29 protein-coding genes and 3 pseudogenes are annotated in these 24,745 nt (G+C 56.8%); 17 read left to right on the top strand and 15 right to left on the bottom strand.

Annotation, left to right across the window (positions count from 1 at the left end):
- The first annotated feature begins 26 nt into the window (after window positions 1-26).
- Window positions 27-1,406 (top strand): carbohydrate porin, encoded by a 1,380-nt coding sequence (locus ABOC21_RS24930; protein ID WP_426813646.1) that lies wholly within the window; start codon window positions 27-29, stop codon window positions 1,404-1,406.
- Window positions 1,407-1,457: 51 nt separating this feature from the next.
- Here the strand turns inward: ABOC21_RS24930 and rhaM are convergent, their stop codons facing one another.
- From rhaM to rhaB, 9 genes and pseudogenes are all read right to left on the bottom strand, one after another.
- A complete protein-coding gene (gene rhaM, locus ABOC21_RS24925) occupies window positions 1,458-1,772 on the bottom strand; it encodes an L-rhamnose mutarotase (protein ID WP_426813645.1) in 315 nt (104 codons plus the stop codon).
- Window positions 1,769-2,917: a lactaldehyde reductase gene (gene fucO / locus ABOC21_RS24920; RefSeq protein ID WP_426813644.1), complete on the bottom strand. Its 1,149-nt coding sequence runs from the start codon at window positions 2,915-2,917 to the stop codon at window positions 1,769-1,771. Before fucO ends, rhaM begins: the two co-directional genes overlap by 4 nt.
- A 52-nt stretch (window positions 2,918-2,969) precedes the next feature.
- Complete coding sequence (locus tag ABOC21_RS24915) at window positions 2,970-3,971, bottom strand: ABC transporter permease (RefSeq protein WP_426813643.1); 1,002 nt, start codon at window positions 3,969-3,971, stop codon at window positions 2,970-2,972.
- Complete coding sequence (locus ABOC21_RS24910; RefSeq protein WP_426813642.1) at window positions 3,968-4,972, bottom strand: ABC transporter permease; 1,005 nt, start codon at window positions 4,970-4,972, stop codon at window positions 3,968-3,970. The genes ABOC21_RS24915 and ABOC21_RS24910 overlap by 4 nt, the downstream gene beginning before the upstream one ends.
- A pseudogene (locus ABOC21_RS24905) lies at window positions 4,972-6,484 on the bottom strand (sugar ABC transporter ATP-binding protein). Before ABOC21_RS24905 ends, ABOC21_RS24910 begins: the two are co-directional and overlap by 1 nt.
- A gap of 50 nt (window positions 6,485-6,534) precedes the next feature.
- On the bottom strand, window positions 6,535-7,521 hold the full coding sequence (gene rhaS, locus ABOC21_RS24900) for a rhamnose ABC transporter substrate-binding protein (RefSeq protein ID WP_426813641.1): 987 nt from the start codon (window positions 7,519-7,521) through the stop codon (window positions 6,535-6,537).
- Window positions 7,522-7,663: 142 nt separating this feature from the next.
- Window positions 7,664-8,494, bottom strand: a complete 831-nt coding sequence (rhaD, locus tag ABOC21_RS24895; protein WP_426813640.1) for a rhamnulose-1-phosphate aldolase — start codon at window positions 8,492-8,494, stop codon at window positions 7,664-7,666.
- Window positions 8,495-8,576: 82 nt separating this feature from the next.
- Window positions 8,577-9,839 carry an L-rhamnose isomerase gene (rhaA, locus tag ABOC21_RS24890; protein WP_426813639.1) on the bottom strand — a complete coding sequence of 421 codons (1,263 nt, stop codon included), beginning with the start codon at window positions 9,837-9,839 and terminating at the stop codon, window positions 8,577-8,579.
- Window positions 9,836-11,302 carry a rhamnulokinase gene (gene rhaB / locus ABOC21_RS24885; RefSeq protein ID WP_426813638.1) on the bottom strand — a complete coding sequence of 489 codons (1,467 nt, stop codon included), beginning with the start codon at window positions 11,300-11,302 and terminating at the stop codon, window positions 9,836-9,838. Before rhaB ends, rhaA begins: the two co-directional genes overlap by 4 nt.
- Window positions 11,303-11,615: 313 nt before the next feature.
- Between rhaB and rhaS (ABOC21_RS24880) the strand changes: the two genes are divergently transcribed.
- Both rhaS (ABOC21_RS24880) and rhaR read left to right on the top strand, forming a co-directional pair.
- Entirely contained in the window at window positions 11,616-12,452 is an 837-nt protein-coding gene (gene rhaS, locus ABOC21_RS24880) for an HTH-type transcriptional activator RhaS (protein ID WP_426813637.1), read from the top strand.
- Between the two features lie 72 nt (window positions 12,453-12,524).
- Window positions 12,525-13,373, top strand: coding sequence for an HTH-type transcriptional activator RhaR (gene rhaR / locus ABOC21_RS24875; protein WP_426813636.1), 849 nt, complete (start codon window positions 12,525-12,527; stop codon window positions 13,371-13,373).
- 5 nt (window positions 13,374-13,378) lie between these two features.
- Here rhaR and rhaT read toward each other — a convergent pair.
- A pseudogene (gene rhaT / locus ABOC21_RS24870) lies at window positions 13,379-14,413 on the bottom strand (L-rhamnose/proton symporter RhaT).
- A gap of 290 nt (window positions 14,414-14,703) precedes the next feature.
- Between rhaT and sodA the strand changes: the two are divergent.
- On the top strand, window positions 14,704-15,324 hold the full coding sequence (gene sodA, locus ABOC21_RS24865) for a superoxide dismutase [Mn] (protein ID WP_426813635.1): 621 nt from the start codon (window positions 14,704-14,706) through the stop codon (window positions 15,322-15,324).
- A gap of 72 nt (window positions 15,325-15,396) precedes the next feature.
- Window positions 15,397-16,071 (top strand): 6-hydroxyaminopurine reductase, encoded by a 675-nt coding sequence (gene yiiM / locus ABOC21_RS24860; RefSeq protein ID WP_426813634.1) that lies wholly within the window; start codon window positions 15,397-15,399, stop codon window positions 16,069-16,071.
- 38 nt (window positions 16,072-16,109) lie between these two features.
- Here yiiM and cpxA read toward each other — a convergent pair.
- Both cpxA and cpxR read right to left on the bottom strand, forming a co-directional pair.
- Window positions 16,110-17,484: pseudogene (gene cpxA / locus ABOC21_RS24855) on the bottom strand (envelope stress sensor histidine kinase CpxA).
- On the bottom strand, window positions 17,481-18,179 hold the full coding sequence (gene cpxR, locus ABOC21_RS24850; protein WP_426813633.1) for an envelope stress response regulator transcription factor CpxR: 699 nt from the start codon (window positions 18,177-18,179) through the stop codon (window positions 17,481-17,483). Before cpxR ends, cpxA begins: the two are co-directional and overlap by 4 nt.
- Window positions 18,180-18,328: 149 nt before the next feature.
- On the opposite strand from cpxR, the gene cpxP reads away from it, so the two are divergent.
- Window positions 18,329-18,832: a cell-envelope stress modulator CpxP gene (cpxP, locus tag ABOC21_RS24845; RefSeq protein WP_426813632.1), complete on the top strand. Its 504-nt coding sequence runs from the start codon at window positions 18,329-18,331 to the stop codon at window positions 18,830-18,832.
- 185 nt (window positions 18,833-19,017) lie between these two features.
- Here the strand turns inward: cpxP and ABOC21_RS24840 are convergent, their stop codons facing one another.
- Entirely contained in the window at window positions 19,018-19,998 is a 981-nt protein-coding gene (locus tag ABOC21_RS24840) for a phage integrase (protein WP_426813631.1), read from the bottom strand.
- A gap of 69 nt (window positions 19,999-20,067) precedes the next feature.
- On the bottom strand, window positions 20,068-20,361 hold the full coding sequence (locus tag ABOC21_RS24835; protein ID WP_426813630.1) for a helix-turn-helix domain-containing protein: 294 nt from the start codon (window positions 20,359-20,361) through the stop codon (window positions 20,068-20,070).
- Window positions 20,362-20,513: 152 nt separating this feature from the next.
- Between ABOC21_RS24835 and ABOC21_RS24830 the strand changes: the two genes are divergently transcribed.
- Window positions 20,514-20,993, top strand: a complete 480-nt coding sequence (locus tag ABOC21_RS24830) for a hypothetical protein (RefSeq protein WP_426813629.1) — start codon at window positions 20,514-20,516, stop codon at window positions 20,991-20,993.
- Here the strand turns inward: ABOC21_RS24830 and ABOC21_RS24825 are convergent.
- Window positions 20,990-21,172, bottom strand: a complete 183-nt coding sequence (locus ABOC21_RS24825) for a hypothetical protein (protein ID WP_426813628.1) — start codon at window positions 21,170-21,172, stop codon at window positions 20,990-20,992. The genes ABOC21_RS24830 and ABOC21_RS24825 overlap by 4 nt on opposite strands.
- 121 nt (window positions 21,173-21,293) lie before the next feature.
- Here ABOC21_RS24825 and ABOC21_RS24820 point away from each other — a divergent pair, with 121 nt between their 5' ends.
- The 10 genes from ABOC21_RS24820 to ABOC21_RS24775 all read left to right on the top strand — a co-directional run bounded on the left by ABOC21_RS24820 (window position 21,294) and on the right by ABOC21_RS24775 (window position 24,736).
- Entirely contained in the window at window positions 21,294-21,566 is a 273-nt protein-coding gene (locus ABOC21_RS24820; protein WP_426813627.1) for a Cox family DNA-binding protein, read from the top strand.
- A 26-nt stretch (window positions 21,567-21,592) separates the two neighbouring features.
- Window positions 21,593-21,811, top strand: a complete 219-nt coding sequence (locus ABOC21_RS24815; protein WP_048756371.1) for a DUF4761 family protein — start codon at window positions 21,593-21,595, stop codon at window positions 21,809-21,811.
- A gap of 12 nt (window positions 21,812-21,823) precedes the next feature.
- Window positions 21,824-22,063 carry a DUF4754 family protein gene (locus ABOC21_RS24810; RefSeq protein ID WP_048756373.1) on the top strand — a complete coding sequence of 80 codons (240 nt, stop codon included), beginning with the start codon at window positions 21,824-21,826 and terminating at the stop codon, window positions 22,061-22,063.
- 2 nt (window positions 22,064-22,065) lie between these two features.
- On the top strand, window positions 22,066-22,341 hold the full coding sequence (locus tag ABOC21_RS24805) for a hypothetical protein (RefSeq protein ID WP_272822387.1): 276 nt from the start codon (window positions 22,066-22,068) through the stop codon (window positions 22,339-22,341).
- A 68-nt stretch (window positions 22,342-22,409) separates the two neighbouring features.
- Window positions 22,410-22,631, top strand: a complete 222-nt coding sequence (locus ABOC21_RS24800; RefSeq protein WP_049085055.1) for a hypothetical protein — start codon at window positions 22,410-22,412, stop codon at window positions 22,629-22,631.
- Window positions 22,631-23,188, top strand: coding sequence for a 3'-5' exonuclease (locus tag ABOC21_RS24795; RefSeq protein ID WP_426813626.1), 558 nt, complete (start codon window positions 22,631-22,633; stop codon window positions 23,186-23,188). Before ABOC21_RS24800 ends, ABOC21_RS24795 begins: the two co-directional genes overlap by 1 nt.
- An 8-nt stretch (window positions 23,189-23,196) precedes the next feature.
- Window positions 23,197-23,424, top strand: coding sequence for a ParE family toxin-like protein (locus ABOC21_RS24790; protein WP_032418764.1), 228 nt, complete (start codon window positions 23,197-23,199; stop codon window positions 23,422-23,424).
- Window positions 23,421-23,615 carry a hypothetical protein gene (locus tag ABOC21_RS24785; RefSeq protein WP_426813625.1) on the top strand — a complete coding sequence of 65 codons (195 nt, stop codon included), beginning with the start codon at window positions 23,421-23,423 and terminating at the stop codon, window positions 23,613-23,615. The genes ABOC21_RS24790 and ABOC21_RS24785 overlap by 4 nt, the downstream gene beginning before the upstream one ends.
- On the top strand, window positions 23,608-24,576 hold the full coding sequence (locus ABOC21_RS24780; protein ID WP_426813624.1) for a DNA adenine methylase: 969 nt from the start codon (window positions 23,608-23,610) through the stop codon (window positions 24,574-24,576). Before ABOC21_RS24785 ends, ABOC21_RS24780 begins: the two co-directional genes overlap by 8 nt.
- Entirely contained in the window at window positions 24,563-24,736 is a 174-nt protein-coding gene (locus ABOC21_RS24775) for a hypothetical protein (protein WP_426813623.1), read from the top strand. Before ABOC21_RS24780 ends, ABOC21_RS24775 begins: the two co-directional genes overlap by 14 nt.
- Window positions 24,737-24,745: the final 9 nt, after the last annotated feature.

The raw sequence follows: 24,745 nt of genomic DNA, 5'->3' as shown, positions 1-24,745 counted from the left end.
CTTCTCGTTACCTCCGGAAAATAAAAATGAATAAAAAGACGATAGCGTTAGTGATGAGTTTATGTTTGATGGCAAGTTCAGCAATTGCTAAAAATAACGCTCTGACGCTTGAACAGCGTATGGAACAGCTGGAAGCGCGGCTGGCCGCGGCGGAAAGTCGGGCCGCGGTGGCGGAAGGCCAGCTGCGGGAATTACAGGAAAAGCAACCAGCCGCTATTGCGCTGGCGCAAACGACCGTTGCGGTAAAAAGCGTCGCGCCAGTCGCAGAGAGCAAAAAGAATATTACCGCGCCGGAGCTTAAGCTCTCCGGCTATGGCGATCTGAAAATCTACGGTGACGTTGAGTTCAACATGGACGCGGAGAGCAAGCACGGCCTGCTGGCGATGACTAACGCCGATGTTGGCAGCGACCCGACCTACGATAACTGGGATTTAAACGGCCGCATTCTGCTGGGCTTTGACGGCATTCGCACCATGAATAACGGCTATTTTGCCGGATTCTCGATTCAGCCGCTGGCCGATATGACCGGCTCAATGAATCTTGATGACGCCGCCTTCTTCTTCGGTCAGGAGAAGGACTGGAAGATAAAGGTCGGGCGCTTCGAAGCCTATGACATGTTCCCGTTGAATCAGGATACCTTCGTCGAGCATTCGGGTAATACCGCCAACGATCTCTACAGCGACGGTCACGGCTATATCTACATGATGAAAGAGGGGCGCGGGCGATCCGACGCGGGCGGTAATTTCCTGCTGAGCAAGCAGTTGGATAACTGGTATTTCGAGCTGAATACGCTGCTGGAGGATGGCACCTCCCTGTATGACGGTGGCGGCTACCACGGCCGCGACATGGAACAGAAAAAGAACGTCGCCTACCTGCGTCCGGTTGTCTCGTGGGCGAAGGATGAGTTCTCCTTCGCCGCGGCGATGGAGTCAAACGTGGTGAAAAACGCCTACGGCTATAGCAACGCGCGGGGAGAGTTTGTCGATCAGTCCGATCGTACCGGCTACGGTCTGACCATGACGTGGAATGGCCTGAAAACCAATCCGGCCGATGGGCTGGTGGTGAACGTCAACACTGCGTATATGGATGCCAACAATGAAAAAGACTTCACCGCCGGGGTTAACGCGCTGTGGCAGCGCTTTGAGCTGGGCTATATCTACGCCCATAACAAAATCAACGACTATGCCGGGGTGATTTGCGATAACGACTGCTGGATTAAGGATGAGGGAACCTACAATATTCATACCTTCCACGCCTCATATCAAATCCCGAACGTAATGAATATGCAGAACTTTAATATCTATCTTGGGGCCTACTACTCCATCCTTGATAGCGATGTGCAGGTCAATAAGAACGATGACGACGATCGCTACGGCGCGCGCCTACGCTTTAAATATTTCTTCTGAAGACTGTAAAAGTGGCCCCGCTAAACATCGTTCGGCGGGACCACCGGGGATTTAATCCAGATAGAATACCGGTTTCAGCTCGGCGCTCACCGGGCTGTTGTCCGGGTTGGTCGGCATCACGTCGCGCATATGCTTCCACCAGCGCTGGCAGACCTCGGTTCCGGCGACGGCGTTCCAGCGCGCTTCCGATTCAATCTCCACCGTGGCGAACAGCAGATTACGCTCTTTATCGAGATAAATGGCGTAATGGTGCGCGCCGTGCGCCTTCAGAACCGCCTCCAGCTCCGGCCAGATTGGCGAATGCCGACGCTGATACTCTTCGTGCGCGTCGGGATTCACCTGCATCACAAACGCCTTGCGGATCATAATGCCTCCAGATACAGCTCGCGTACTTCGTCGCGGCTGGCTGTTCTCGGGTTACACGGCGCGCACGGGTCGGCGAGGGCCTTGTCCAGCCAGCCTTCGATGTCGGCTTTGGTCACCCCCAGCTGGCTGAAGCCCTGCGGAATGCCGACGCGTTTGCTCAGGGCGCGAATCGCCTCGATCGCCGCCATGCTGGCCGCTTCATCGCTCATGCCGCGGGTCTCGACGCCCATCGCCTGCGCCACGCGGGCAAAACGGGCGACGGCGTTCGGGCGGTTAAAGTTTTCGATGATCGGCAGCAGGATGGCGTTGCATACGCCGTGGGGCAGATTGTGGGTCGCGCCCGGCTGATGCGCCAGCGCATGAACCAGGCCGAGCCCGGCGCTGTTGAAGGCCATGCCCGCCAGATACTGGCCAAACGCCATCTGCTCGCGCGCCTCAAGGTTATGCCCGTCGTCGACGGCTTTCGGCAGCCACAGATTAATCAGCCGAATGGCTTCAAGGGCGTTGGCATCGGTTAGCGGATGGGCGCCGACCGAAACGAAGGCTTCGATGGCGTGGGTCAGGGCATCCATGCCGGTGGCCGCGGTGATAGAGGCCGGGATATCCAGCATCACGCTGGCGTCATCGACGGCGATGTCCGGAATAATATTCGGATCGATAATCACCTCTTTTACCTGGCGCGCGGAATCGATGATGACCGCATTACTGGTCATCTCCGCCGCCGTTCCGGCGGTGGTATTTATCGCCACCAGCGGTACGCCGGCGTTTTTCACCTTGCCGACGCCGGAATAGGCGGTGGAAGGGGCCGGATTGGCGGTGAGGATTTTAACCGCTTTCGCGGTATCGATGGGGCTGCCGCCGCCAAAGGCGATAATGTAATCGCACTGCGCGTCGTGGAAGGCGGTAATGCCTTGATGTACCAGCGCTTCGGTGGGGTTGGGGAATACCTCGTCAAACAGGTGCCAGGGCATCTGGTGCGCATCGAGCGCGGCAAACAGGCTGTCCAGCAGGCCCAGCTTCACCAGATGACAGTCGGTGACGATCAGCGCTTTGCCCCACCCTTTATCGGCGACCAGATTGACCATATCGCCAATGGCGCCCGCGCCGTGCAGGCTGATTTTCGGCAATGCCAACATAAAGCTCATAATAACTCTCCTGTTAAGAAAATCCCGTTTCCCCCCACCGTCAGGCGAAGGGCTAATGTCTTCGCTGCAGTACCCGGCGGGTGATAATCGGCAGTGAAATCACCGCGATCAGCATGGCGCCGATGATTATCGACATCACGATGCCCGGTACGTTGAGCAGGCTCAGGCCAAAGGTCACCAGCCCCATCAGGAAGGCGGCGATAATCACCCCAACCATGCTGCCGGAGCCGCCGAGGATATTGATGCCGCCGAGCACCGCCATCGTCACCACCGCCAGCTCCCAGCCCACCGCCAGCGTTGGGCGGGTGCTGCCCAGCCGCGACGTCAGCAGCACCGCGGCGAGCCCTGCCATCAGCCCGACCAGGGCAAACAGGATCAGGTTATGGCGCTTGACGTTGATCCCGGAAAACCAGGCGCCGGTCGGGTTATTGCCAATCGCGTAGGTGCGGCGGCCAAAGTTGGTTTTATGCAGCAGGAAGGTGAAGGCGGCCGCCAGCAGCAGGAACAGCGCAAACTCAAACGAGAGCGCTCCCCAGACGTAGCCCTGGCCGAACCAGGCGAAGCTGTCCGGATAGTGGTTCAGGGCCTTATCGCCCAGCAGGATGTAGGTCAGGCCGCGATAGAGGCTCATGGTGCCGATGGTGATAACGATCGACGACAGGTTCAGGCGCGTCACCAGGATGCCGTTAAACAGGCCGCACAGCAGACCGACGCCCAGCCCAACGGCAACCAGCAGCGGAGTATCCATCCCCGCCGCCGCGCAAAAGCCCATCGCCGTGGAGCTCAGCGCCATGGTCGAGGCGACCGAGAGGTCGATCTCTCTGGCGATAATCAGCATCGCCATCGGCAGGACGATAATCGCCTTCTCGGTGAAGTTGAAGGTGGCGTCCGACAGGTTCCAGATATTAAGGAAGTAGGGCGACGCCAGCGCGTTGGCGGCGAAAACGGCCAGCGTCACCGCCAGCAGGAAGCCTTCCCAGCACAGCAGGCGGCGCAGCGGCGACGGCGCTGCCGGGCGGTTGGTCATCTCTTCAGTGGTCATTATTTTGCTCATGGTTTCACCGTCTGTGTTTGCGAAGCCTGCACCGCGCTGCGCAGAATGAGCCGTCCGTGACGTTTGTTCCCGCGCTCGTTAAGCACCACGGCGATGACAATCACCGCGCCGGAGATAGCCATTTGCCAGAAAGGTGAGATACCGATAACCGGTAGCGCGTTGTTGATAATTCCGAGGAACAGCGCACCGCACAGGCAGCCAATCACGCGCCCGGTACCGCCCATCGTGCTGATGCCGCCGATGACGCAGGCCGCCACGACCTGTAGTTCGAAGCCGTTGGCGACGTCAACGTAGGCGACGGCGAAGCGGGAGATCCACAGATAGCCGCAAAATCCCGCCAGCGCCCCGGAAAGGCAGAAGCTGATGAACTGCATTTTTCCGGCGTTAATACCGGTGTAGTAGGCCGCGGTGGCGTTGCCGCCGGCGGTGTACAGCGCCCGCCCGGTACGGCTATAGCGCAGGAAGTAACCCACCAGCAGCAGGGCGGCGATGGCGCACCAGCTCAGCAGCGGCAGTCCCAGCAGCGAGGCGCGCGGCAGGCCGAGGAAGTCCGCGCTCATCTGGTGCGAGTTAACCCAGCCGCCGTCGGAGAGCAGGAAAATAATGCCGCGATAGATGCTCATGGTGCCGAGGGTCACCACGATCGCCGGGATGCCGAGACGCCAGACCAGCAGGCCGTTAATCACTCCCATCAGCAGGCCAAGTAGGGTGGCCAGCAGCAGCAGCGCCCACACCGGAATTTCCGGGTGATGGGCGTTGAGCAGGGCGACGATCATCCCGGTCAGCGCCAGGTTGGCGGCCATCGACAGATCGATCCCCCTGGTCAGCAGCACCATCATCTGGCCGAGAGCGAGGACGATCAGAATCGAGGTGTCATTAAACATCTCGACCAGGTTTTCCGCCGCGATGAACGACGGCACCCGGCTGCCGATCCCCGCCACCATCAGAATAATGACCGCCGCCAGCAGCGCTTCGCGGTGTTTAAGCAGTTGTCGCCACATTACGCAGCCTCCCGGGCAATGCCGCTGGCGGCGCTGACGATGGTTTCCGCCGTCGCTTCGCCGGCGCGATATTCGGCCACCATCAGCCCTTCATGCATCACAATGATGCGGTCGGCCATTCCCATGACCTCCGGCAGCTCTGAAGAGACCATAATGACCGCCAGCCCCTGGCCCACCAGCTCGGACATAAACTGGTGTACCGCCGCTTTTGAACCGATATCGATACCCTTCGTCGGCTCATCGAGAATGATCACCTGCGGATGGGTGGCCAGCCATTTGCCGATCACCACCTTCTGCTGGTTGCCGCCGGAGAGGGTTTCGACCGCCTGCTGCCAGACTGAAGGCTTTGACCTGCAGGCGTGAGGCATACTCATCGGCCAGCCGCCATTCGCGCGCGTCGTTCAGCACGCCGCTGGGGTTGAGCCTGGCGAGCTGGGGCAGGCTGATGTTTTGCGCGATCGGCAGGGCGATGATCGCTCCCTGCTTCTGCCGCTCTTCCGGTACGCAGACGATACCGGCCTGAATGGCGTCCGCCGGCTGGCGAAAACGCACCGCTTTGCCTTTCAGCACGATTTCGCCGGAGGAGGGATGCGATACGCCGGAAAGCGCCTGCATAAGCTCGGTGCGCCCGGCGCCGACCAGGCCGTAGAAGCCGAGGATTTCGCCTTTACGCAGGGTGAAGTTGATATTGGCGAACTCGCTGGGATGACAGAGGTTGTTGACCTCCAGCACCGTCTCTCCCGGGGCGCAGCTCACTTTCGGGTAGGTTTGGGTTATGGCGCGCCCGACCATCATCGCCACCATCCGCTCTTCGGTGATCTCGTTGATGGCGCCGGAGCTCACGTACACGCCGTCGCGCAAAATGGTGTAGTAGTCCGCCAGCTCGAAGATTTCGTCAAACTTATGCGAGATAAACAGGATGGCCTTACCGTCCTGCTTCAGGCGTTCGACTATCTGATAAAACTCCAGAATTTCGTGCTGCGAGAGCGCGGCGGTCGGCTCATCAAGGATCACCACCTGCGCCTCAAAGGAGAGCGCCCGGGCGATGGCCACCATGTGGCGCTGGGCTATGCTCAGCGTTTTTAGCGTAGCGCGCGGGTCGATCTGCACCTCCAGGCGGCGGAGAATATCCCCGGCTTTCTGGTGCATCGCGGGCCAGTCGAGCTTTTTCAGCAGGCCTTTATGCAGATACTGGCCGACAAAAATATTCTCGGTCACCGAGAGTTCGTCAAACAGCACCGTCTCCTGGTGGATGGCGGTGATCCCGACCCTGTGCGCCGACTCCGGATGGGGCAGATGAATCGGGATCGCTTTATACAGAATTTCGCCCTCTTCGGGCTGATAAATGCCGGTCATCACTTTGACCAGCGTTGATTTACCGGCACCGTTTTCGCCAATTAAGGCGGTCACTTTGCCGGGCCAGAGATCGAGCTGTACGTTCTCAAGGGCGCGTACACCGGGGAAAACCTTGGTGATGCCCTTCAGCGACAGCAGCGGGGTGGACGCCGTCATGATAAGTCTCCGTTTTTCCCCCCGTTTCCAGGCGAAACGGGGGATGAGGATTAGAAAATTTTGGAAAACTTATCGATGTTGCCGGCATCGTAGACGAACGGCTGCGCCATCGCGCCGCTACCGTCGGCATCCAGCTTCACCTTGCCCAACCTGCCCATATCGGCTTCGGTTTTGGTTGCCGTACCTTTGACCAGATCGTCGGCCAGGTAGGTGGCGGCGTAGCCGAGGTCAATCGGGTTCCAGATAGCGAAGCTTTTGCTGGCGCCGGATTTAATCGCCCCGGCCATTTCAGACGGTAGCCCCAGCCCGGTGACGTACACTTTGCCAATCTTGCCCTGATCCTTCACCGCCTGGGCGGCGGCAACGATCCCCACCGACGAAGGCGAGACGATCGCCTTCAGATTCGGATACGATTTCAGCAGCCCGACCGCTTCGCGGTAGCTCTTGTCTGAGAGATCGTCCCCGTAGGCAACGGTGACCAGGTTGACGGAAGGGTACTTCGGCAGCACCTTCTTCATCTCTTCGATCCAGATGTTCTGGTTGGTTGAGGTTGGGGTCGCGCTGAGGATCGCCACGTCGCCTTTTTCGACGTTCAGCGCTTTTAAGGCATCCGCGGCGAGCTTAACGTTGGTCTCGCCGATCAGTGCGTTATTGGAAGGATTCAGGTGGATCTGACGGCCCGCCGGCGCCACGCCGGAATCCCAGGAGACCACTTTGATTCCGCGCTGCATCGCTTTTTTCAGCACCGGCACCACGGCGTCCGGATCGTTGGCGGAAATGGCGATCGCGTCCACTCCCTGGGCGATCAGCCCGTTCAGCACTTCGATCTGCGCTTCGGCGGTTGTGGTGGTGGGGCCGGTATAAATCACTTTCACATCGCCTAACTCTTTCGCCGCTTCCTGCGCGCCGACGTTCGCTGCCTCGAAGAATCCATTTCCCAATGATTTTGCCACGAGGGCAATTTTAACTTCAGCTAAAGCAGAACCGGACAACGCCAGGGCGGCAACGGTGAGGATCAAGCTTGTCTTTATTTTCATTGCTTTTACTCCACATGATTGAGTTAGTTTTCCGCTGTCTTTCTCCTTGCTGATGCGTAGGCTTCCCGCATGGCGAAAGGCTTCGGATAGGGTTTGCAGGTGACAGAGTTCGCCCCGTCTCGGTGAGCGGGGCGCGATGTAATTATTGATAAAGGTCTAACGCGGACTGCATAGGCTGCACAGCAAAGCGCTTGCCGAGGGCAATCAGCTCTTCGCGGGTGATGGTCTGCTTCATACCACCCATGGAGTAAACCTTCACCAGCACTTCAGCCGATTTCTCGGCGGTATCGATCAGGCCAAAGGTCTCATCCAGCGTCGGCCCGCTGCCGAAGACGCCGTGGAACGGCCACAGCACCAGCGAATGCTTACGCATTTCCAGCGCGGTGGCCCCGCCGATTTCGTCGGTACCCGGCACCATCCATGGCAGAATGCCGACGCCGTCCGGGAACACCACCAGACATTCGGTGCTGCCTTCCCAGAGCTTACGGGTGAAGAGATCGCTGTTGTTTTCGAGGACGTAGGTCAGGGCGATCAGGTTGGTGGCGTGGCAGTGCATGATCACGCGATCTTTGCCGCCGGTCAGCCTGATGCGTTCGCTGTGGGACAAGAAGTGGGCCGGCAGTTCTGAGGTCGGCACCGCCTCGTGGGTCAAGCCCCACAGGATGTGGTATCCCGCGCCGTCGCTGTCCACTTTGACCACGCCGAGGTTGGCGGCGGGATCGAGCTGCACGTTGCGGAAAAATTTACCGGAGCCGGTAACGATAAACGGCTGATTGGCCAGCGTCGGCATCGGCTGGCTCAGGGCGATATAGCGCGGTTTGACGTGGAAATCGGCGGCAAAGGGTTCGATATCGGCCTCGTCGAGGCGCAGCGTCAGGTTACCGCCGTTGCGCTCATCCCAGCCCTTCAGCCAGGCATCGGTGGTGGCTTTAATCATGCCCTGGACGAACCAGGAGTCGATAATGGTGTGCATAGTCTTGTGCTTCCTGTTGATTCGGCACGGGGCTGACCCCGTACCCTAAATAGGTTGTATATCTGCCGGTCGCCGGGCGAGGTTAATTCCCGCGCTGGCTGAGAACGCTCTTCTCGTAGCCGCGCACGCTATCCAGCCACTGGCTGCCCGCCGGGGTATCGTGACGCTGGCAGTACATCTCCCAGATTGCCTGCCACGGCAGGCATTTCTGCTCTTCCAGCAGCGCCAGGCGGGCGGTGTAATCGCCGTCGGCTTCCAGCTGGCGCAGCTGTTCCGTCGGTTCCAGCAGCGCGCGCAGCAGCGCTTTTTTCATGTTGCGGGTACCAATCACCCACGCCGCGATGCGGTTGATAGAGGCGTCGAAGAAATCGAGGCCGATGTGCACCCGGTCAAACAGGTTGTGGCGGATGATTTCGCTGGCGATGGCCTGGGTTTCGTCATCCAGCAGCACCACGTGATCGCTATCCCAGCGCACCGGGCGGCTGACATGCAGCAGCAGGCGCGGAATGTAGAGCATGGCGGCAGAGATTTTGTCGGAGATAACTTCCGTTGGATGGAAGTGCCCGGCGTCCAGGCACAGCGCGGTCTGGCGGCTGGCGGCATAGCCCATATAGAATTCATTGGAGCCGACGGTGTAGCTTTCGGCGCCGATACCGAACAGCTTGCTCTCCACGGCATCGATATGGTGCGCCGGGTCGAGCTTCTCGCTGATGACCTCATCCAGCGCGTTCAGCAGGCGCTGGCGCGGCGCCAGGCGGTCAACGGTGATGTCCTTCATGCCGTCGGGGACCCAGATATTCATCACCGACGGGGTGCCCAGCTGCTCGCCGAAATAGGCGGAAACCCGGCGGCTGGCCTTGCAGTGATCGATCCAGAACTGGCGGATTTCATCGTTGGCGTGCGACAGGGTAAAGCCGTCGGCGCTCAGCGGATGCGAGAAGCAGGAGGGGTTAAAATCGAGCCCCAGGCCGTTGTTTCTGGCCCATTCAACCCAGTTTTTAAAGTGCTCAGGTTTGATTTCGTTACGCGCAACCGGGGCATCAGACTCCAGATAGATCGCGTGCAGATTCAGCCGTTTCGGGCCGGGGATCAGGCTCAGCGCCTGCTCGAGGTCGGCGCGCAGCTCGCCGGCGTTGCGGGCTTTGCCCGGATAGTTGCCGGTGGCCTGAATCCCGCCGGTTAAGCTCCCCTCCGGGTTTTCAAAGCCCGCGACGTCATCGCCCTGCCAGCAGTGCATGGAGACGGGAAGCCGGTCCAGCTGGCGCAGAGCCTCCTCGACATCCACACCGGCGGCGGCGTAGCGCTGTTTGGCGATTTCCCATGCTTGTTCAAGTTGAGTGGTCATGCGCAAAGCTCCTTGGTCTGTTGTTGCTGAAACTGCGCAACGAAGCGGGCAATTTCATTTTCAGGATTAGGGGTAAACGTGGTGAGCGCGTAGTTGTCGCGCACCACCTGACGGAAATCGTCGACGTTATTTAGCTCGTCCAGCGTCATCAGCTGGATGCCGATATTGCCGAGCGTGGAGGCCTCGACGGGACCCGCGATGACCGTAATGCCGCAGGCGTCGGCGCACAGCTGGTTGAGCAGCGCGTTCTGACAGCCGCCGCCGACGATATGCAGCTGGCTGAAGGGCTGGCCCCGCAGCCGGGAAAGTTCGCCGAGCACGCGGGCATACAGCAGGGCCAGACTGTCAAAAATACAGCGTGCCAGCTCGGCATCGCCGCTGGGAACCGGCTGCCCGGATTCACGGCAGGCGGCCTGAATCTCGGCGCTCATATTGGCCGGATTGATAAAGCGATCGTCGTTGCAGTCAATCAGCGATCGGCAGGCCGGGAGAGCGGCGGTATGGGCAATCAGCGCCGGCAGGTCACTGACGTTCTGCTCTTTCAGCACCCGCTGCAGCAGCCACAGGCCCATAATATTTTTCAGCACCCGATAGCGGCCTTCCGCGCCGCCTTCGTTGGTGATATTGGCCTGCAGCGCATCGTCGCCGGTGTAAGGGGTTTGGCTTTCAAAGCCCATGAGCGACCAGGTGCCGGAGGAGAGCCAGGCGGCGTCCGGGTTCTGCTGCGGAGCGGCGATCACCGCGCTGGCGGTATCGTGACTGGCGACGGCGACCACCGGGATCGCGTTGCCCTGCGGGCAGATCCAGCGACCGATCACGTTGCCGGGATGGGTCGGGGTACCGAACCACTCGCGCGGTGCGCCGCTCCAGCTCAGTAGCTCTTCGTCCCAGCTATCGCTGTTGATATTGACCAGTTGGGTGGTGGTGGCGTTGGTGTATTCCCAGTTCATCTGGCCGGTCAGGCGGAAGCTGAAATAGTCCGGAATCAGCAGCGCGTGCGCGGCCTGGCTCACCAGCTCCGGCTGCTGTTCAACCAGAGCGCGCAGCTGGTACAGGGTGTTGAACGGCAGAAACTGGATGCCGCTGCGGCGATAGATATCCGCGCGGCCCATCTGCTCTTCGGCATGCTGCATCAGGCCGCGGGTGCGGTCGTCGCGATAGGACACCGCCGGACCGACGCGCTGGCCCTGCTTGTTGAGCAGGACATAATCCACGCCCCAGGTATCAATGCCGATGCTATCGATAAGGATGCCCTGCGCGCACACCTTCTCCAGTCCGCGGCGAATGTCGCCTTCCAGGCTATCGATATCCCAGCAGTCATAGCCATCCACCTGGCGCAGGCCGTTGGTAAAACGGTGGATTTCACGCAGCGTCAGCGCACGCTGTCCGCTTTCATAGCTGGCGAGCATCACCCGCCCGCTGGAGGCGCCTAAATCAACGGCGACACAATGACGAAAACTCATGGCAGAGATCCTTCTGAAAATCATTGCCAGCAGTCTAAAAAAGTCGCCGGTCGCGCACCTTCTTGCCACGGACAGGGATATTTCCCGGCTGGCAAGGAAGCAAAGGTGGCCGTGAGAGAGCTCACAATTTCATTCTGTCGCGATGGGCGTGGCGGATGTGACGTTGTCCGCAGTTCCCGATCTTTCCGGCTGTTTCTTGAAAAAGCGGCAGGCTTTACGAAGTTTGCGGTCAAAAATTGAAGGCCGGATTGCCGGTCCTTAATTACTATTTGCCACACTGATTGATAACATTTCTCATTACGAGGGCGCTGCCATGACCATATTGCACAGTGTGGATTTCTTTAAGTCCGGTACTTCTGCTGTTGCTATTGAGCCACGTCTCCCTCAGTCGGCGTTTCCGGAACATCACCATGATTTCCATGAAATTGTTATCGTTGAGCACGGGACGGGGATCCACGTTTTTAACGGCCAGCCCTATACCATCAGCGGCGGCTCGGTGTGCTTTATTCGCGATCGCGATCGCCATCTTTATGAACACACCGATAATCTGTGCCTGACCAACGTGCTCTACCGCGCGCCGGATGCGTTTCGCTTTCTCAACGGCCTGAATCTGCTGCTGCCGCAGGAGCAGGAGGGCAACTATCTTTCGCACTGGCGGGTTAATCAGGGGGCCTTGCAGCAGGTGCGTCAGCTCGTCAACCAGATGGAAAGCCTCGGCGCTGAGTCGGATGTGCATACCATTGCCAGTCGCGAAATCCTGTTTATGCAGCTGCTGGTGCTGCTGCGCAAAAGCAGCCTCGCGGAAGGGGCCGCCGATAGCGAGGCGCGGCTCAATCATCTGATGGCGTGGCTGGAAGATCACTTTGCCGAGGATGTCTGCTGGGAAGAGGTGGCGGCGCAGTTTTCGCTGTCGCTGCGCACGCTGCATCGTCAGCTCAAGCAGCAGACCGGCCTGACGCCGCAGCGCTACCTGAACCGGGTGCGGCTGATGAAGGCGCGCCATCTGCTGCGGCACAGCGATGACAGCGTCACGGATATCGCTTATCGCTGCGGATTCGGCGACAGTAACCACTTTTCGACGCTATTTCGCCGCGAGTTTTCCTGGTCGCCGCGTGATATCCGCCAGGGGCGCGACGCCATTCTTCAGTAACGCGAGAGCAGTCAACGTTTTAGTCAGCAAAATGCGAATAATGAAACGTTATTTGCGCCTGGAGTTGTCGCGGTGGCCGGTCAGTTGATTCTTCGCAAAGATGAGTTTTTTGCCTCGCCCTCTCAGGCGGTGGCGGTAGCGGATCGCTACCCGCAAAACGTCTTCGCCGAGCATACCCATGAGTTCTGCGAACTGGTGCTGGTATGGCGGGGAAACGGCCTGCACGTGCTGAACGATCGCCCGTGGCGCATTACCCGCGGCGATCTGTTCTATATCCGCGCGGAAGACAAGCACTCCTACGCCTCGGTTAACGATTTGGTCCTGCAAAACGTCATCTACTGCCCGGATCGGCTGCGGCTCAATTTTGACTGGGCGGCCCATATTCCCGGCCTGTTCGGTACGCCGTGGCTCCCGCACTGGCGGATTGGCAGCTCCGGGATGACCCAGGTGCGGCAGGTGATTACCCAGCTTGAGCAGGAGAGCACCCGCAGCGACGCCCAGGCCAATCAGATGGCCGAGCTGCTGTTCGCCCAGCTGGCGCTGAGCTTGCACCGCCATCGCTACGCGACCGATAACCTGGCGGCGACCCAAAGTGAAGCCCTGCTCGATAAACTGCTGACCGAGCTGGCCGGCAGCCTGAACAGGCCCTTTTTTCTCGATCGTTTTTGCGCGCGGGAAGCGTGCAGCGAGCGCGCCCTGCGCCAGCAGTTTCGCCAGCAGACCGGGATGACGATCAACCACTATTTACGTCAGCTGAGGATTTGCCACGCGCAGTACCTGCTGCAGCATACGGAGCGGCTAATTGGCGAAGTCGCCATGCTGTGCGGATTTGAAGACAGTAACTACTTTTCGGTGGTCTTTAACCGTGAAATTGGCATGACGCCGGGGCAGTGGCGGCAACGCAGTCGCGTCGCCGCTTAGGTGATTTAGTTCGCCATTCCCAGGCCGACAATATTGGCGGCGATAATGATCACCACGCAGCCGAGACTGAGCACGCCGACCGGACGCCGCCCGGCGTTTTTCCACTCCTTCAGCACCAGCCCAACCAGCCCGCCGCACAGAACGTAGAAGCTCATATGCAGCATCCAGCTCATATAGTCGTACTGTGCCGGAATGCTGGCGTGGCCTCATGCGTAGAAAAAGAACTGCAGATACCACATCAGGCCGCCGAGAGCGGAAAGCAGAATATTGGCGATGATGAGCGGTTTTGCCCGCGAGAAGTCCGCTTTTATCGACAAATTCTTCACTTTGGCCAGCCGAATAAAGCAGAATCCGAGGTTTACCAGCGCGCCGCCGCCCATGATGATCACGTAGCTTGGCAGGGCGGTGTACAGCGGGTCGACCCCCAGCGCCGCGGCGGCTTCGTGCATCGGTTTGGCGGCGTTCATCGCAAACGACATCCCCGCCGAGAAAATACCGCACATCACCGCCAACAGCAGGCCTTTTTTCAGATTGAAGTCTTCGGCTTTAATGCCCATTTTGCGCTCTTTCAGCTGCCCCGCGCGGGTCACAATAGCCACGCCAATCACCGCGACCAGCACGCCGAGCAGCGTCATCTGGCCGCCTTTGGTATTGACTAAAACCCCGAACTGACCGTTGAGAATCGGGGTCATTAACGTACCGACGATCAGGGTAATACCAATGGCGATACCGATCCCCATCGACATGCCGAGATAGCGCATGGTCAGGCCGTAGTTGATATTGCCGATCCCCCACATTGCGCCGAACAGGAAGACCGGTAGCAGAGTCGAGGCGCTGAAGGAGCCGTAATAGGCCCAAAAATCAGGCAACAGCATGGCGCTGATAGTCCAGGGAAGGATCAGCCAGGAGACAATCCCGCCGATAGACCACATGGTTTCCCATGACCACTGTTTAACTTGTTTGAACGGAGCATAGAAACAGGCTGCACTGGCCGCACCTATCAAATGCCAAAAAATGCCCATCGTAATCGCGTGATTCATTGATCTTATCCTCATCTATTTTTTATCGGATAAATCTTCTTCCGACCCGATGAGTGTAAAAATCGGTCAGTTTTATCGCCTTCAGGCTGTTGCCACGTGTTGGAAAACCCTGGCAACCAACGGCTTAATTACTTGTTCCAGATCACAAAATCGCAGGTATCACACTCTGTTATAACCTTATTAAAAATACGGCATTGATAAGCGTTTTCAATATCATTTAATTAACTATAATGAACCAACTGCTTACGCGGCCTTAACACTTCAGCCGCTCGACAATAATGGAGATGATTATGAGTTTTACACTGCCAGCCCTGCCGTACGCTTATGACGCCCTGGAACCGCATTTCGACAAGCAGACTATGGAAATCCACCATACTAAGCACCACCAGGCTTACGTTAACAACGCCAACGCTGCGCTGGAAAGCCTGCCGGAATTCGCCGATCTGTCTGCTGAAGAGCTGATTACTAAACTGGATCAGCTGCCGGCTGACAAAAAGGGTCCTCTGCGTAACAACGCGGGCGGTCACGCTAACCATAGCCTGTTCTGGAAAGGCCTGAAAACCGGTACCACTCTGCAGGGCGATCTGAAAGCGGCTATCGAGCGCGATTTCGGTTCTGTTGACAACTTCAAGGCTGAGTTTGAGAAAGCGGCAGCCACTCGTTTCGGTTCCGGCTGGGCGTGGCTGGTGCTGAAAGGCGACAAACTGGCCGTGGTTTCTACCGCGAACCAGGACTCCCCGCTGATGGGTGAAGCTATCTCCGGAGCTTCCGGTTTCCCGATCCTGGGCCTGGACGTGTGGGAACACGCTTACTACCTGAAATTCCAGAACCGTCGTCCGGACTACATCAAAGAGTTCTGGAACGTGGTTAACTGGGACGAAGCCGCAGCGCGTTTTGCCGCCAAAAAATAAGGTTGCATTGTGCTGACCGAGAAGCGAGTCTGATGGCTCGCTTTTTTTATACCTGTAGCAGGGGGGCAGCAGATGCACTATCCGGTGAACGTCTTTGTAGGCAAAATAAGGGATTACGAAGGAAGCCGTCCGAGCGCCATCGGGAAAATCCAGGTCGACGGCGAGTTAATCCTCGGCGATCTGGGGCTGGAAGGCGATGAGCAGGCGGAAACGAAAATTCACGGCGGTCCGGATCGCGCGATCTGCCAGTACCCGCGTGAGCACTACGCCGACTGGACCCGTGAATTCCCCCAGCAGGCCGACCTTTTCTGCGCGCCGGCCTTTGGCGAAAACCTTTCTGCAGAAGGGATGACCGAGAAAAATGTCTATATCGGCGATATCTTTCGCTGGGGCGAGGCGCTGATTCAGGTGACGCAGCCGCGATCGCCGTGCTTTAAGCTCAACTTCCATTTTGCCATCAGCGATATGGCCCAGCGCATGCAAAATAGCGGTAAAACCGGCTGGCTGTATCGGGTGGTGGCGGGGGGCGTGGTCTCCTGCGACGCGCCGCTGGAGCTGGTGTCCCGGGTGAGCGATATCAGCGTACACGAGGCCGGCGCGATTGCCTGGCATATGCCGTTTGATGATGAGCAGTATCATCGCCTGCTCTCTGCCGGAGGGCTGTCGGTAAGCTGGAGCCGCACCATGCAGAAGCGGCGTTTAAGCGGGCAGATCGAAGATAGCTCCCGCCGACTGTGGGGCAAATAATGCTTCCCCGGCTGCGGGCGCAGGCCGGGGACACCTCGTCAGGTACGCTTATACAGCGGCAGCCAGATGGTCAGCCGCAGGCCGCCCAGCGGGCTGTCGTCGGCCTTCACCCAACCGCGATGCTGCTGAATAGCGGCTTCGACAATCGCCAGTCCCAGACCGGTACCGCCTGACTCGCGATCGCGCGCTTCGTCGGTCCGGTAGAACGGGCGGAAAATCTGCTCGCGATCCTCAGGGCTGACGCCCGGCCCGTCATCATCGACGTTAACCGTGATACCGTCTTTATCCACCGAGAAGCTCACCGAAATTCGGGTATGCGAGTAGCGCAGGGCGTTGCGGACGATATTCTCCAGCGCGCTTTCCAGCGCGTTGGGGTTGCCGTACAGCGGCCAGGGACCCGGCGGATACTCCACGGTGAACGATTTCCCTACCTGCTCGGCCTCAAAGGCGGCGTTATCCAGCACCTCGCCCCACAGCTGGTTGGCTTTTACCGTCTCGCTGACCAGCGCGTTGTTGGCCTGATTGCGCGACATCACCAGCAGATCGTTGATCATGCTGTCCAACCGATGCGCCTCCATCTCAATACGCTCCAGCTCCTTGCTCTCGCCGCTGCGGCGGCGCAGCAGCGCGGTGCCCAGTCTGCAGGCGCGTAAGCGGCGTGCGCAGCTCGTGGGAGATATCGGAGAGCAGACGCTGCTGGCTGGTCATCATCCGTTCCAGGGCGGTGACCATCTGGTTAAAGCTGGTCCCGGCGGCCAAAAACTCCTGCGGGCCGGCTTCCAGTTCCGGGTGCTGGCGCAGGTTCCCCTGGGCGACCTCGTCGGCGGCGTTTTTCAGCTTACGCGCCGGTTTTGCCAGACTCCACGCCAGCCATAGCAGCAGCGGGGCGCTGACCAGCATGGTGACGATAAGCAGCAGCAGCGGACGGTCAAACAGCAGGTTGATGAAATCGGATTGGGACGTGCTGGCGGGGCGGATCAGATAGAGCTGATAATTATCTTCGCCATCCCTGACGGAAAACGGGCCGACCATTTCCAGACGACCGTAGCGTTTTTTCTGCGGATGATCGGCGTTATCGGCCTGGCCGATAAAGTTGCGAATAATCTGCATTTCGTTGCGTTCTGCGCCGATAACGCGCCCTTCGCTGGTGACCAGCAGCAGGCGCTGTCCCGGCGGAGCCCATTTATCTATCGCCCGAAACAGACGACGCCACCACATCAGATCGTTGGGGGGATCGGTTGCCAGTTCGGCCTCAACGTGCTGCTCAATCATGATGCCCTGGCGTTGCTCGCTTTCCAGAAGTTCGGTCATCTGGCGCGAATCCAGCTTAGGCAGCATCAGAACCAGCATCAACACCAGCGCCAGCGTGAGCCAGAAAATAGCGAAGATGCGTGCGGTTAAACTTCCAATCATGAAGCTGAGACCATCAGATAGCCGCGCCCGCGCAGGGTTTTAAACCACTGGTGGCCGTCTTTTCGTTCCGGCAGCTTACGCCGCAGGTTAGAAATATGCATATCGATGGCGCGGTCGAACGGCGTCAGGCGTTTACCCAATACTTCCTGACTCAGGTGCTCACGAGAGACCACCTGGCCAAGGTGCTGCGCCAGCAGGTACAGCAGGGTGAACTCCGTGCCGGTCAGCTCCAGCGTTTGACCATCGAAATTGGCTTCCTGGCGGCCTGGGTTGAGGCTCAATGCGTCAACCTCCAGCGTCGGCGATCCCACTTCGGTGGTTTGCTGCTGCTCGCTCCAGTGGGAGCGGCGCAGAATCGCGCGTATGCGCGCCACCAGCTCACGATCGTTAAACGGCTTAGGCAGATAGTCATCCGCGCCCAGTTCAAGGCCGAGAACGCGATCCAGCTCGCTACCGCGGGCAGTTAGCATGATAACGGGAGTCTGGTGTGTCTGACGCAACTCTTTAAGCGTATCGATACCGTTTTTCTTCGGCATCATCACATCAAGTAAAAGTAAATCGATGCTGTCGTCCAGGAGAGCCAGCGCCTGTTCCCCGTCATGGGCTACGAGCACGTTAAAGCCTTCCATATCGAGCAGCTCTTTTAACAGGGAGGTGAGCTCCCGGTCATCATCAACTAACAGGATTTTGTTCATTGTTTAAATACCTCCGAGGCAGAAATTACGTCATCAAGGCTCGCTAATCCATGACTTTACGTTGTTTTACACCCCCTGACGCATGTTTGCAGCCCGAATCGTAGACTGTCTCTCGTTGAATCGCGACACAAACGTTTTGGGAGTATGTGATGCGCAATGTTATTGCTGCCGTCATGGCCTCAACGCTGGCGCTAAGTGCTTATAGCCAGGCCGCTGAAGTCGTTACCAGCGTTAACTGGCTCCCGGGAGAAGAAGGGGCGCAGCGCAGCAGCCAGGGCCATATGTTTGATGGCATAAGTTTAACCGAACAGCAACGGCAGCAGTTACGAGATCTTATGCAACGGGCACGCCACGACAGGTTACCCGTTAATGTTAGCGAAATAGAGACAATGCATCGCCTTGTCACCGCAGATAAATTTGATGAAAACGCTGTGCGCGCTCAGGCCGATAAGATGGCGCAGGAACAGGTTGACCGCCAGATCGAAATGGCGAAGGTTCGCAACCAGATGTACCACCTGTTAACGCCAGAGCAGCAAGCGGTTTTAAATGCTAAGCACCAGCAGCGAATGGATCAGCTGCGTGAGGTTGTAAGGATGCAGAAAGGCTCAGCGAAGATGCTTTCAAGTAGTAGCAATACCGTGCAACCCCAGTAACAAACCCTGTTTTCCTTGCCATAGACACCATCCCTGTCTTCCCCTCCATGATGGAGGGGTTTTTTTTATCAATCACTTACCTCTGTATTCAAGCTAAAACAACGACTTGAAAAGAGTTGTGAAGGTTTGGAACACTTTCAAATTTCCCGAAGCGTGGACAGTATGTGGACACTTCGGGGCGCACTTTATGCCGCAATCCCTCCCTGCAATGGGTTCAGCGTAACCGCGTTTTGCAGGTAGTCAGGCGACAGATGAGCGTAGACCATCGTTTGCTGAATATTTGCATGCCCCAGGATCTGTTGCAGGGCGATAATATTCCCGCCATTCATCATGAAATGACTCGCAAAGGTGTGGCGCAAGATATGCGTTGCTTGGTTCTCCGGGATATCCGGTTTCACCTCCCGCAGTATTTTGCAGAACCTTTCATAGTCCACTTTGAACAGCTTTCCGCTGGCCTCTTTTTTCACCTTACTTTCCAGCTCCTCAGAGATCGGCACCGTGCGCTTTTTCCCGTTCTTCGTCTTCAGAAACGTGACGCGGCAGTTAACGATATTTGACCGCTTCAGCGTGGCGACCTCTGACCATCTTCCGCCGGTGCTCAGACATAACAGGGCAACTAACAGAGAATCCCCCTCCAGAACGCTCAGCAAGTTGCTGATCTCTTCCCGCTCCAGAAATGTCATCTCCGGGTTTTCTTCCGCCAATGGTGGAAGCCCGTTAACGGGATGCTGTCCGCCAAATTCCTCGATCTGTATTAACTTCGTAAACATGCCGGATAGCCGGTACATCTCACGATTAATTGTTGATGCCTTAATCCCGGCACCCAAACGGCCGGATCGGTAGTCCATCAAATCCCTTTTACTCAGCCGACTAACAGTGGGATCGCCCAGGCCATTAATCGTCTTCAGCAGGTGATTGAACTCCTTTTTGCCATTTTCATGGTTTTGCCCGTGGTACCGCCACCAGGCATTGAGCAGCTCACTTAAAGGCCGCCGGTCGGCGCGCCTTCCTGCCCATTCTTTTTGGCTTGCGTTCGCTATCGTGTATTGCTCAAACACAACAGCCTCAGCCTTTCTGTCAAACGTCTTGCGGATGCGGCGTCCTGCTGCCCCGCGAGGTCTAATGTCCACCATGTAGCGACCATCATCGAGCTTCTTAATCGACATAAGAAAGCCCTCCGGCGCAGATTTCACTATCCTGGTAACAAATAGTGAAAATGTAAGATTTATAAACTGTTAACCAATCTGTTTATCGGATTGGTCTGATTCCGTTGATTCTGGCCCAATGTGTGCGAGGGCCGGTGCGATCTGACCAGCCTGCGGCGCAGTCTTATCGGTCATCAACCATAGGGTGTATTTTTGAAGTTGTGAGGTGTTCGTGATCTTCAACACAACCCCTAACCCTGGCTCCGCATGTCCGCCCTCATAGTTTTTTAAAGTACTTAATGCCAGCCCGCTGATTTCACAGAACTTTACTTGCGTTAATCCCTCCGCCTTGCGTATCGCCCTAATTTTTTCAGCTATGTTCATTTGACATGGTTCCTACCTTGGGACTATATTTCCCCAAAAGGTCTAAAGGTTAGAACCTTTTTGGGCGTGAGTTCCAGCCGCTAGAACGTTTTCAAACGGTTTAGAGAGGGCTGGATCTTACGAGATTAACACGAAATGAGCCGGGGGAAACGATGAGCGAGAAGGTCGGAGAACGCGAGCCAAGCGAGGGGCACGGTTTGCACGGGGTTCTTTTTGATATGTGCTCGGCAGAGCTGGTGATCCGTACGCGCATTGGCAATGCCAGTGAGAATTTATCTCGCCACGGAGTTATTTGTTGGAACCAGACGCAGGAAAGGGCCATTGAAGAACTGGCCCGCAGTTTGGCTGAACAAACAGGCATCGCGATTACCTGGCATGCAGGCAAGAGCGAAAAGCACGCCGATCACAATAAAAATGGTAGCAGCCAAGAGGGCGCCGCCAGTGACCAGCAACTCCAGGAAGGTGCATTTACGGTGGCTGAGTCCGTGGAATTAATGGGCCAGATCATGGGGTTAGTGAAGTCAAACAGCTTTAAGAATGGGAAAAAAATTCCAGTCCAGCAATTGTCTCAGATCTTTGTCTCGCTGGAAGCGCTGACGCGAAGAAGCCGGATTGCTCCGGCCTGTGATTAAAACGCTTCAAAACGATTATCGAGAGGTGAGTAGGGGAATTTTTGATGAATTTGCTTAGTCACTTCAGCATGCAACTCCCTGAGATCTTTATTTTCAGGACAGCTGATAGTTGTGGTGGATTGGGAAATAAGCGCATTGAGCGCTGCCAGATGGGCAATGATCTCTTTCCTGTTGTTCATGAATATGTTCCTTGCGGTTAATAAATTATGCCCGAGTCCTGCCAAGAACATGGGGCATAGCGAAAATACCACAAAAACCTGAGCCGGGCAGGGAGTTACCCGGCAACTAACCGGAGGTTTTATGGAAGCGAGTGATTGCACAATCAAATACCCGCTTGATGCCGTTCATGTAGAGAAGTTCGCCGAGCTGATCGGTAAACCAAAGACCGCAGTGGAGGAAATGATCAAGGCTAGAAAGCTGCCGGTCATTGAGTTGCGCGACCCCAACAAGCCTAACGCCCGCGCAGGTGAGCGCTGGGTTTATATCCCCGAGTTCAACCGCGCAGTGCGCGAGGCGTACTACAACCGCCCGGTAGAGCAGCGCGATGCCTGGTTGCTGTGGATGGGGCTTTAATGCGAACCGCTTCAGGGAGTAGCGCTATGAAAAGTGGAATTGGCGGAGCGGTCTCGCAGCTGAACAGTAAAACCAGCCTTTATCGTGGTTTTACTATTCTGAAGCTCCCTCGCAAAAAGCCTTATAACCGCCAGCGGTATCAAATTACGCATGGCGGCCATTATTTCGGGATTGATTTTGCGTTAGCCGAAGCGTGCAAAACGATAGACAGGGTCATTAATAAAAGCCGCTTTATTAGTCATTAAGGAGAAAGAAAAGTGAAACGCCTTTATGCCGAACAGATTAATAAAATGTTGGAAGATTATTATTTCAATCTGGAAAACAACCCGCAGGGCCGCGATTCACATTATGGCGTTTTAGCTAGCGGGATCCAGCATATTTATGGTGCCGCATTCTGCCTGAATGACGATGACACGCTTAGCGAGCTTCGCCCATTCGTCAACGCCATCATGAATGGAGAGATACCGCCTCCAGTGTTTGCGGGGATTGCTGCATGAGCATGTTCACCGAAGAGAAGACTTCATGGGCACAGGAAATGCTGATCCGCGAGGCAGTAGAGAACGCCAGGCAAGGATTCACGGTACAGCTTAAAAACGGCGCCCGTATTATCGTACCCGCGAATGATTCGTCAATTGACTTAATTATTCACGGTTTAGAAAAATCAATTCGCGGAGATTATGAACGCGATCGCCTGACGTTTATAGATTTTATGTATTACTGGCACGAAAGGATATTTAAGCTAGCTAAAAGAAAAAAACAGCGCCCTAACCCTTAATTAACCAGCGTTAAAAATAACGGCATTCATTTTGCCGGGGATTCGTTTTGCCTTTTTCAGGAGGTCGCATGTCGATCACGTCAATAAAACTGGATGGCGGAATAAGCGATCCGGAGTTTGTGGAAATAAGCGCCAACGCTCGGAAGCACGAACGCGCCCACCTTCTGGGCCTGCTGCGTATTTTTGTCGGCCAGCTGAAAAAGGAAAGTGCTACCCCGGAAGAGATTTATTCATCAATCGAGCGGTGGATTGATAGCCGCGAATTACCAATCAGCGAGGGCAATAAATAATGAATCATTTAATGGTCGATTTGATAATCACCAACGAGAAACAGTCTTCACCTTTGCTCGCTATCGAAGCCGTGTTCTTTGAGCCGTCAACGGGTCAGATCGGGAAAAGCTTTTACTCTCCAATCAATATCCGGATGGCGACAGGCCTGATCAACGTTGATACAGCCTTTGAGTGGATGAAAAAGGATTCCCACTGGCGCGCTGAATTAATGAGTGCCACCGAGGCCGAAGAAGGTGTGATGTGCGACCTGGCGGGCTTTATTGCCGACAACACCGAGCATCGGTTCGATAGTTTATTTGTGTGGTTCAAGGATACCCCGGAAAAGCTGGTCTCATTGCGGTATGCCGTCGAGCGCACAAAAGTGCTTGGCATCTTCCCTGACGGTACAAAATTCCGCTGCATTCGCTCTCTTCTCGATCTTGCCGCCGCCACTGGCTACGCCCCCCACGCACGGAAAGCCCTTGCGCGGTACACCCTGACAGATGCCGTCTATCAGGCCGAGCAGGTTTGCGAGATCTGGCAGCGCCTGACCTCCCCGCACATTGAATCGCTGTGAGGGCCGCCATGCATCCGCGTCTCTCCGTCATTTGTAGCGCACCGCTGCCGGTATGCAACAGGGCGTTAGCCGCCCTGAAATGCTTCGCGCGCGGTCAGCGCAATTTCTCCCGCGTCATGCCTCACGCCTATCTCGTGATCCGCATTGGTCGCCGCTGGCGCTTGCTCAGCAAGAACGGCGGCCAGCAGTGGCGGCTTATGACCCACGAAACCTACAACCAGGAATACCGCAAATGAACCGATCACCTGAATACGCCCAGGGTGCATTGGCCGCCCTGCACGAAGCCAAAATCCTCAATCTCGCAAACGCGACACCGCTCGCTGTACTGGAAAGCCCGGAGGCCGCGAAGACCCTCGTTAATCTGATGAATCTGGTGCTTGACCCGCTTATCCAGAAATACACCGCGATGGAGGCGAACCGTGATTAAGTCCCCGATCAAATGGGCGGGCGGAAAAACCCGCGTCATGCCGAAGCTGCTGAAGCATCTCCCAAAAGCCGATTGCTTAATAGAGCCATTCGTTGGCAGCGGTACCGTATTTATGAACACGGAATACCGCCGCTACGTCCTCTGCGACAGCAACCGCGCGCTGATAAATTTTTTTCGCGTATTAACCTCCGACACCGAGCGACTGATCGACACCGCGCGCGGAATGTTTTTGGGTGGCAATAACGAAGAGCAGTATTACAAGCGCCGGGCACTATTTAACTCCATGCAGTGGAGCGATACAGGCAAAGCTGATGCTGCTTTGCTTTACGCCACTTTGTTTCTGTATCTGAACCGCCATTGCTTTAACGGGATATATCGCGTCAATCAGATTGGTGAACATAACGTCCCGTTCGGGAAATATGCCGCACCTTACTTTCCGGCTGATGAAATGCGCAGCTTTGCCGAAAAGGCCAACGACACAAAAGCCATTTTCATGCATAGCGACTTTCGCCTTTCAATCCGCGCTGTCGTATACGCCAGCGATGACGCTGTCATTTATTGCGACCCGCCATACATCCCGGCCAGCAAAACCGCCAACTTCACCGCCTACGGCAAGCCATTTACCCTGGACGATCACCGCGACCTGGTTGCAACCCTGCTCGGTGCTCATCGCCAGCACGGCGCCCGCGCGGTGATATCCAACAGCGATACCCCAGAAACCCGCGAAATCTATTCCGCTTTCAATCTCCACGCCTTCAGCGTCCGCCGCTCTGTCAGCGCCAAAAGCCGCGATATGGCCGGTGAAGTGATCGGCGTTCTTCGCGGCGCCGCGGGTTGCAACTCTGGCGCATGTGGAGCTTGGACGAGCGCCACTGAACATCTGCGGCCGGCGGCGATATGGATCGGGTTTGACCTGGCCGCCGGATTCGATAACGGGAAGCCATCTGATGAACACGCTTGATGCCGTTGTGACGCGAATTCTGGACGTTCGTCCATATCGCCATTTCTGGGTCGTCGAGGTGGAGGTGCTGTGCTACGTCGATTACAGCAACACGATCATCATCCGCGATAGCGAAAAAGAAGCCCGCCAGGTTAAGCCCGGCGACACGGTAACGATCTGAGGGACCGCA

Source organism: Klebsiella sp. WOUb02 (assembly GCF_050058015.1).
Lineage (GTDB): Bacteria > Pseudomonadota > Gammaproteobacteria > Enterobacterales > Enterobacteriaceae > Klebsiella.
The sequence above is the reverse complement of the archived record's forward strand: the minus strand, read 5'-3'. Positions and strand labels throughout refer to the sequence as shown.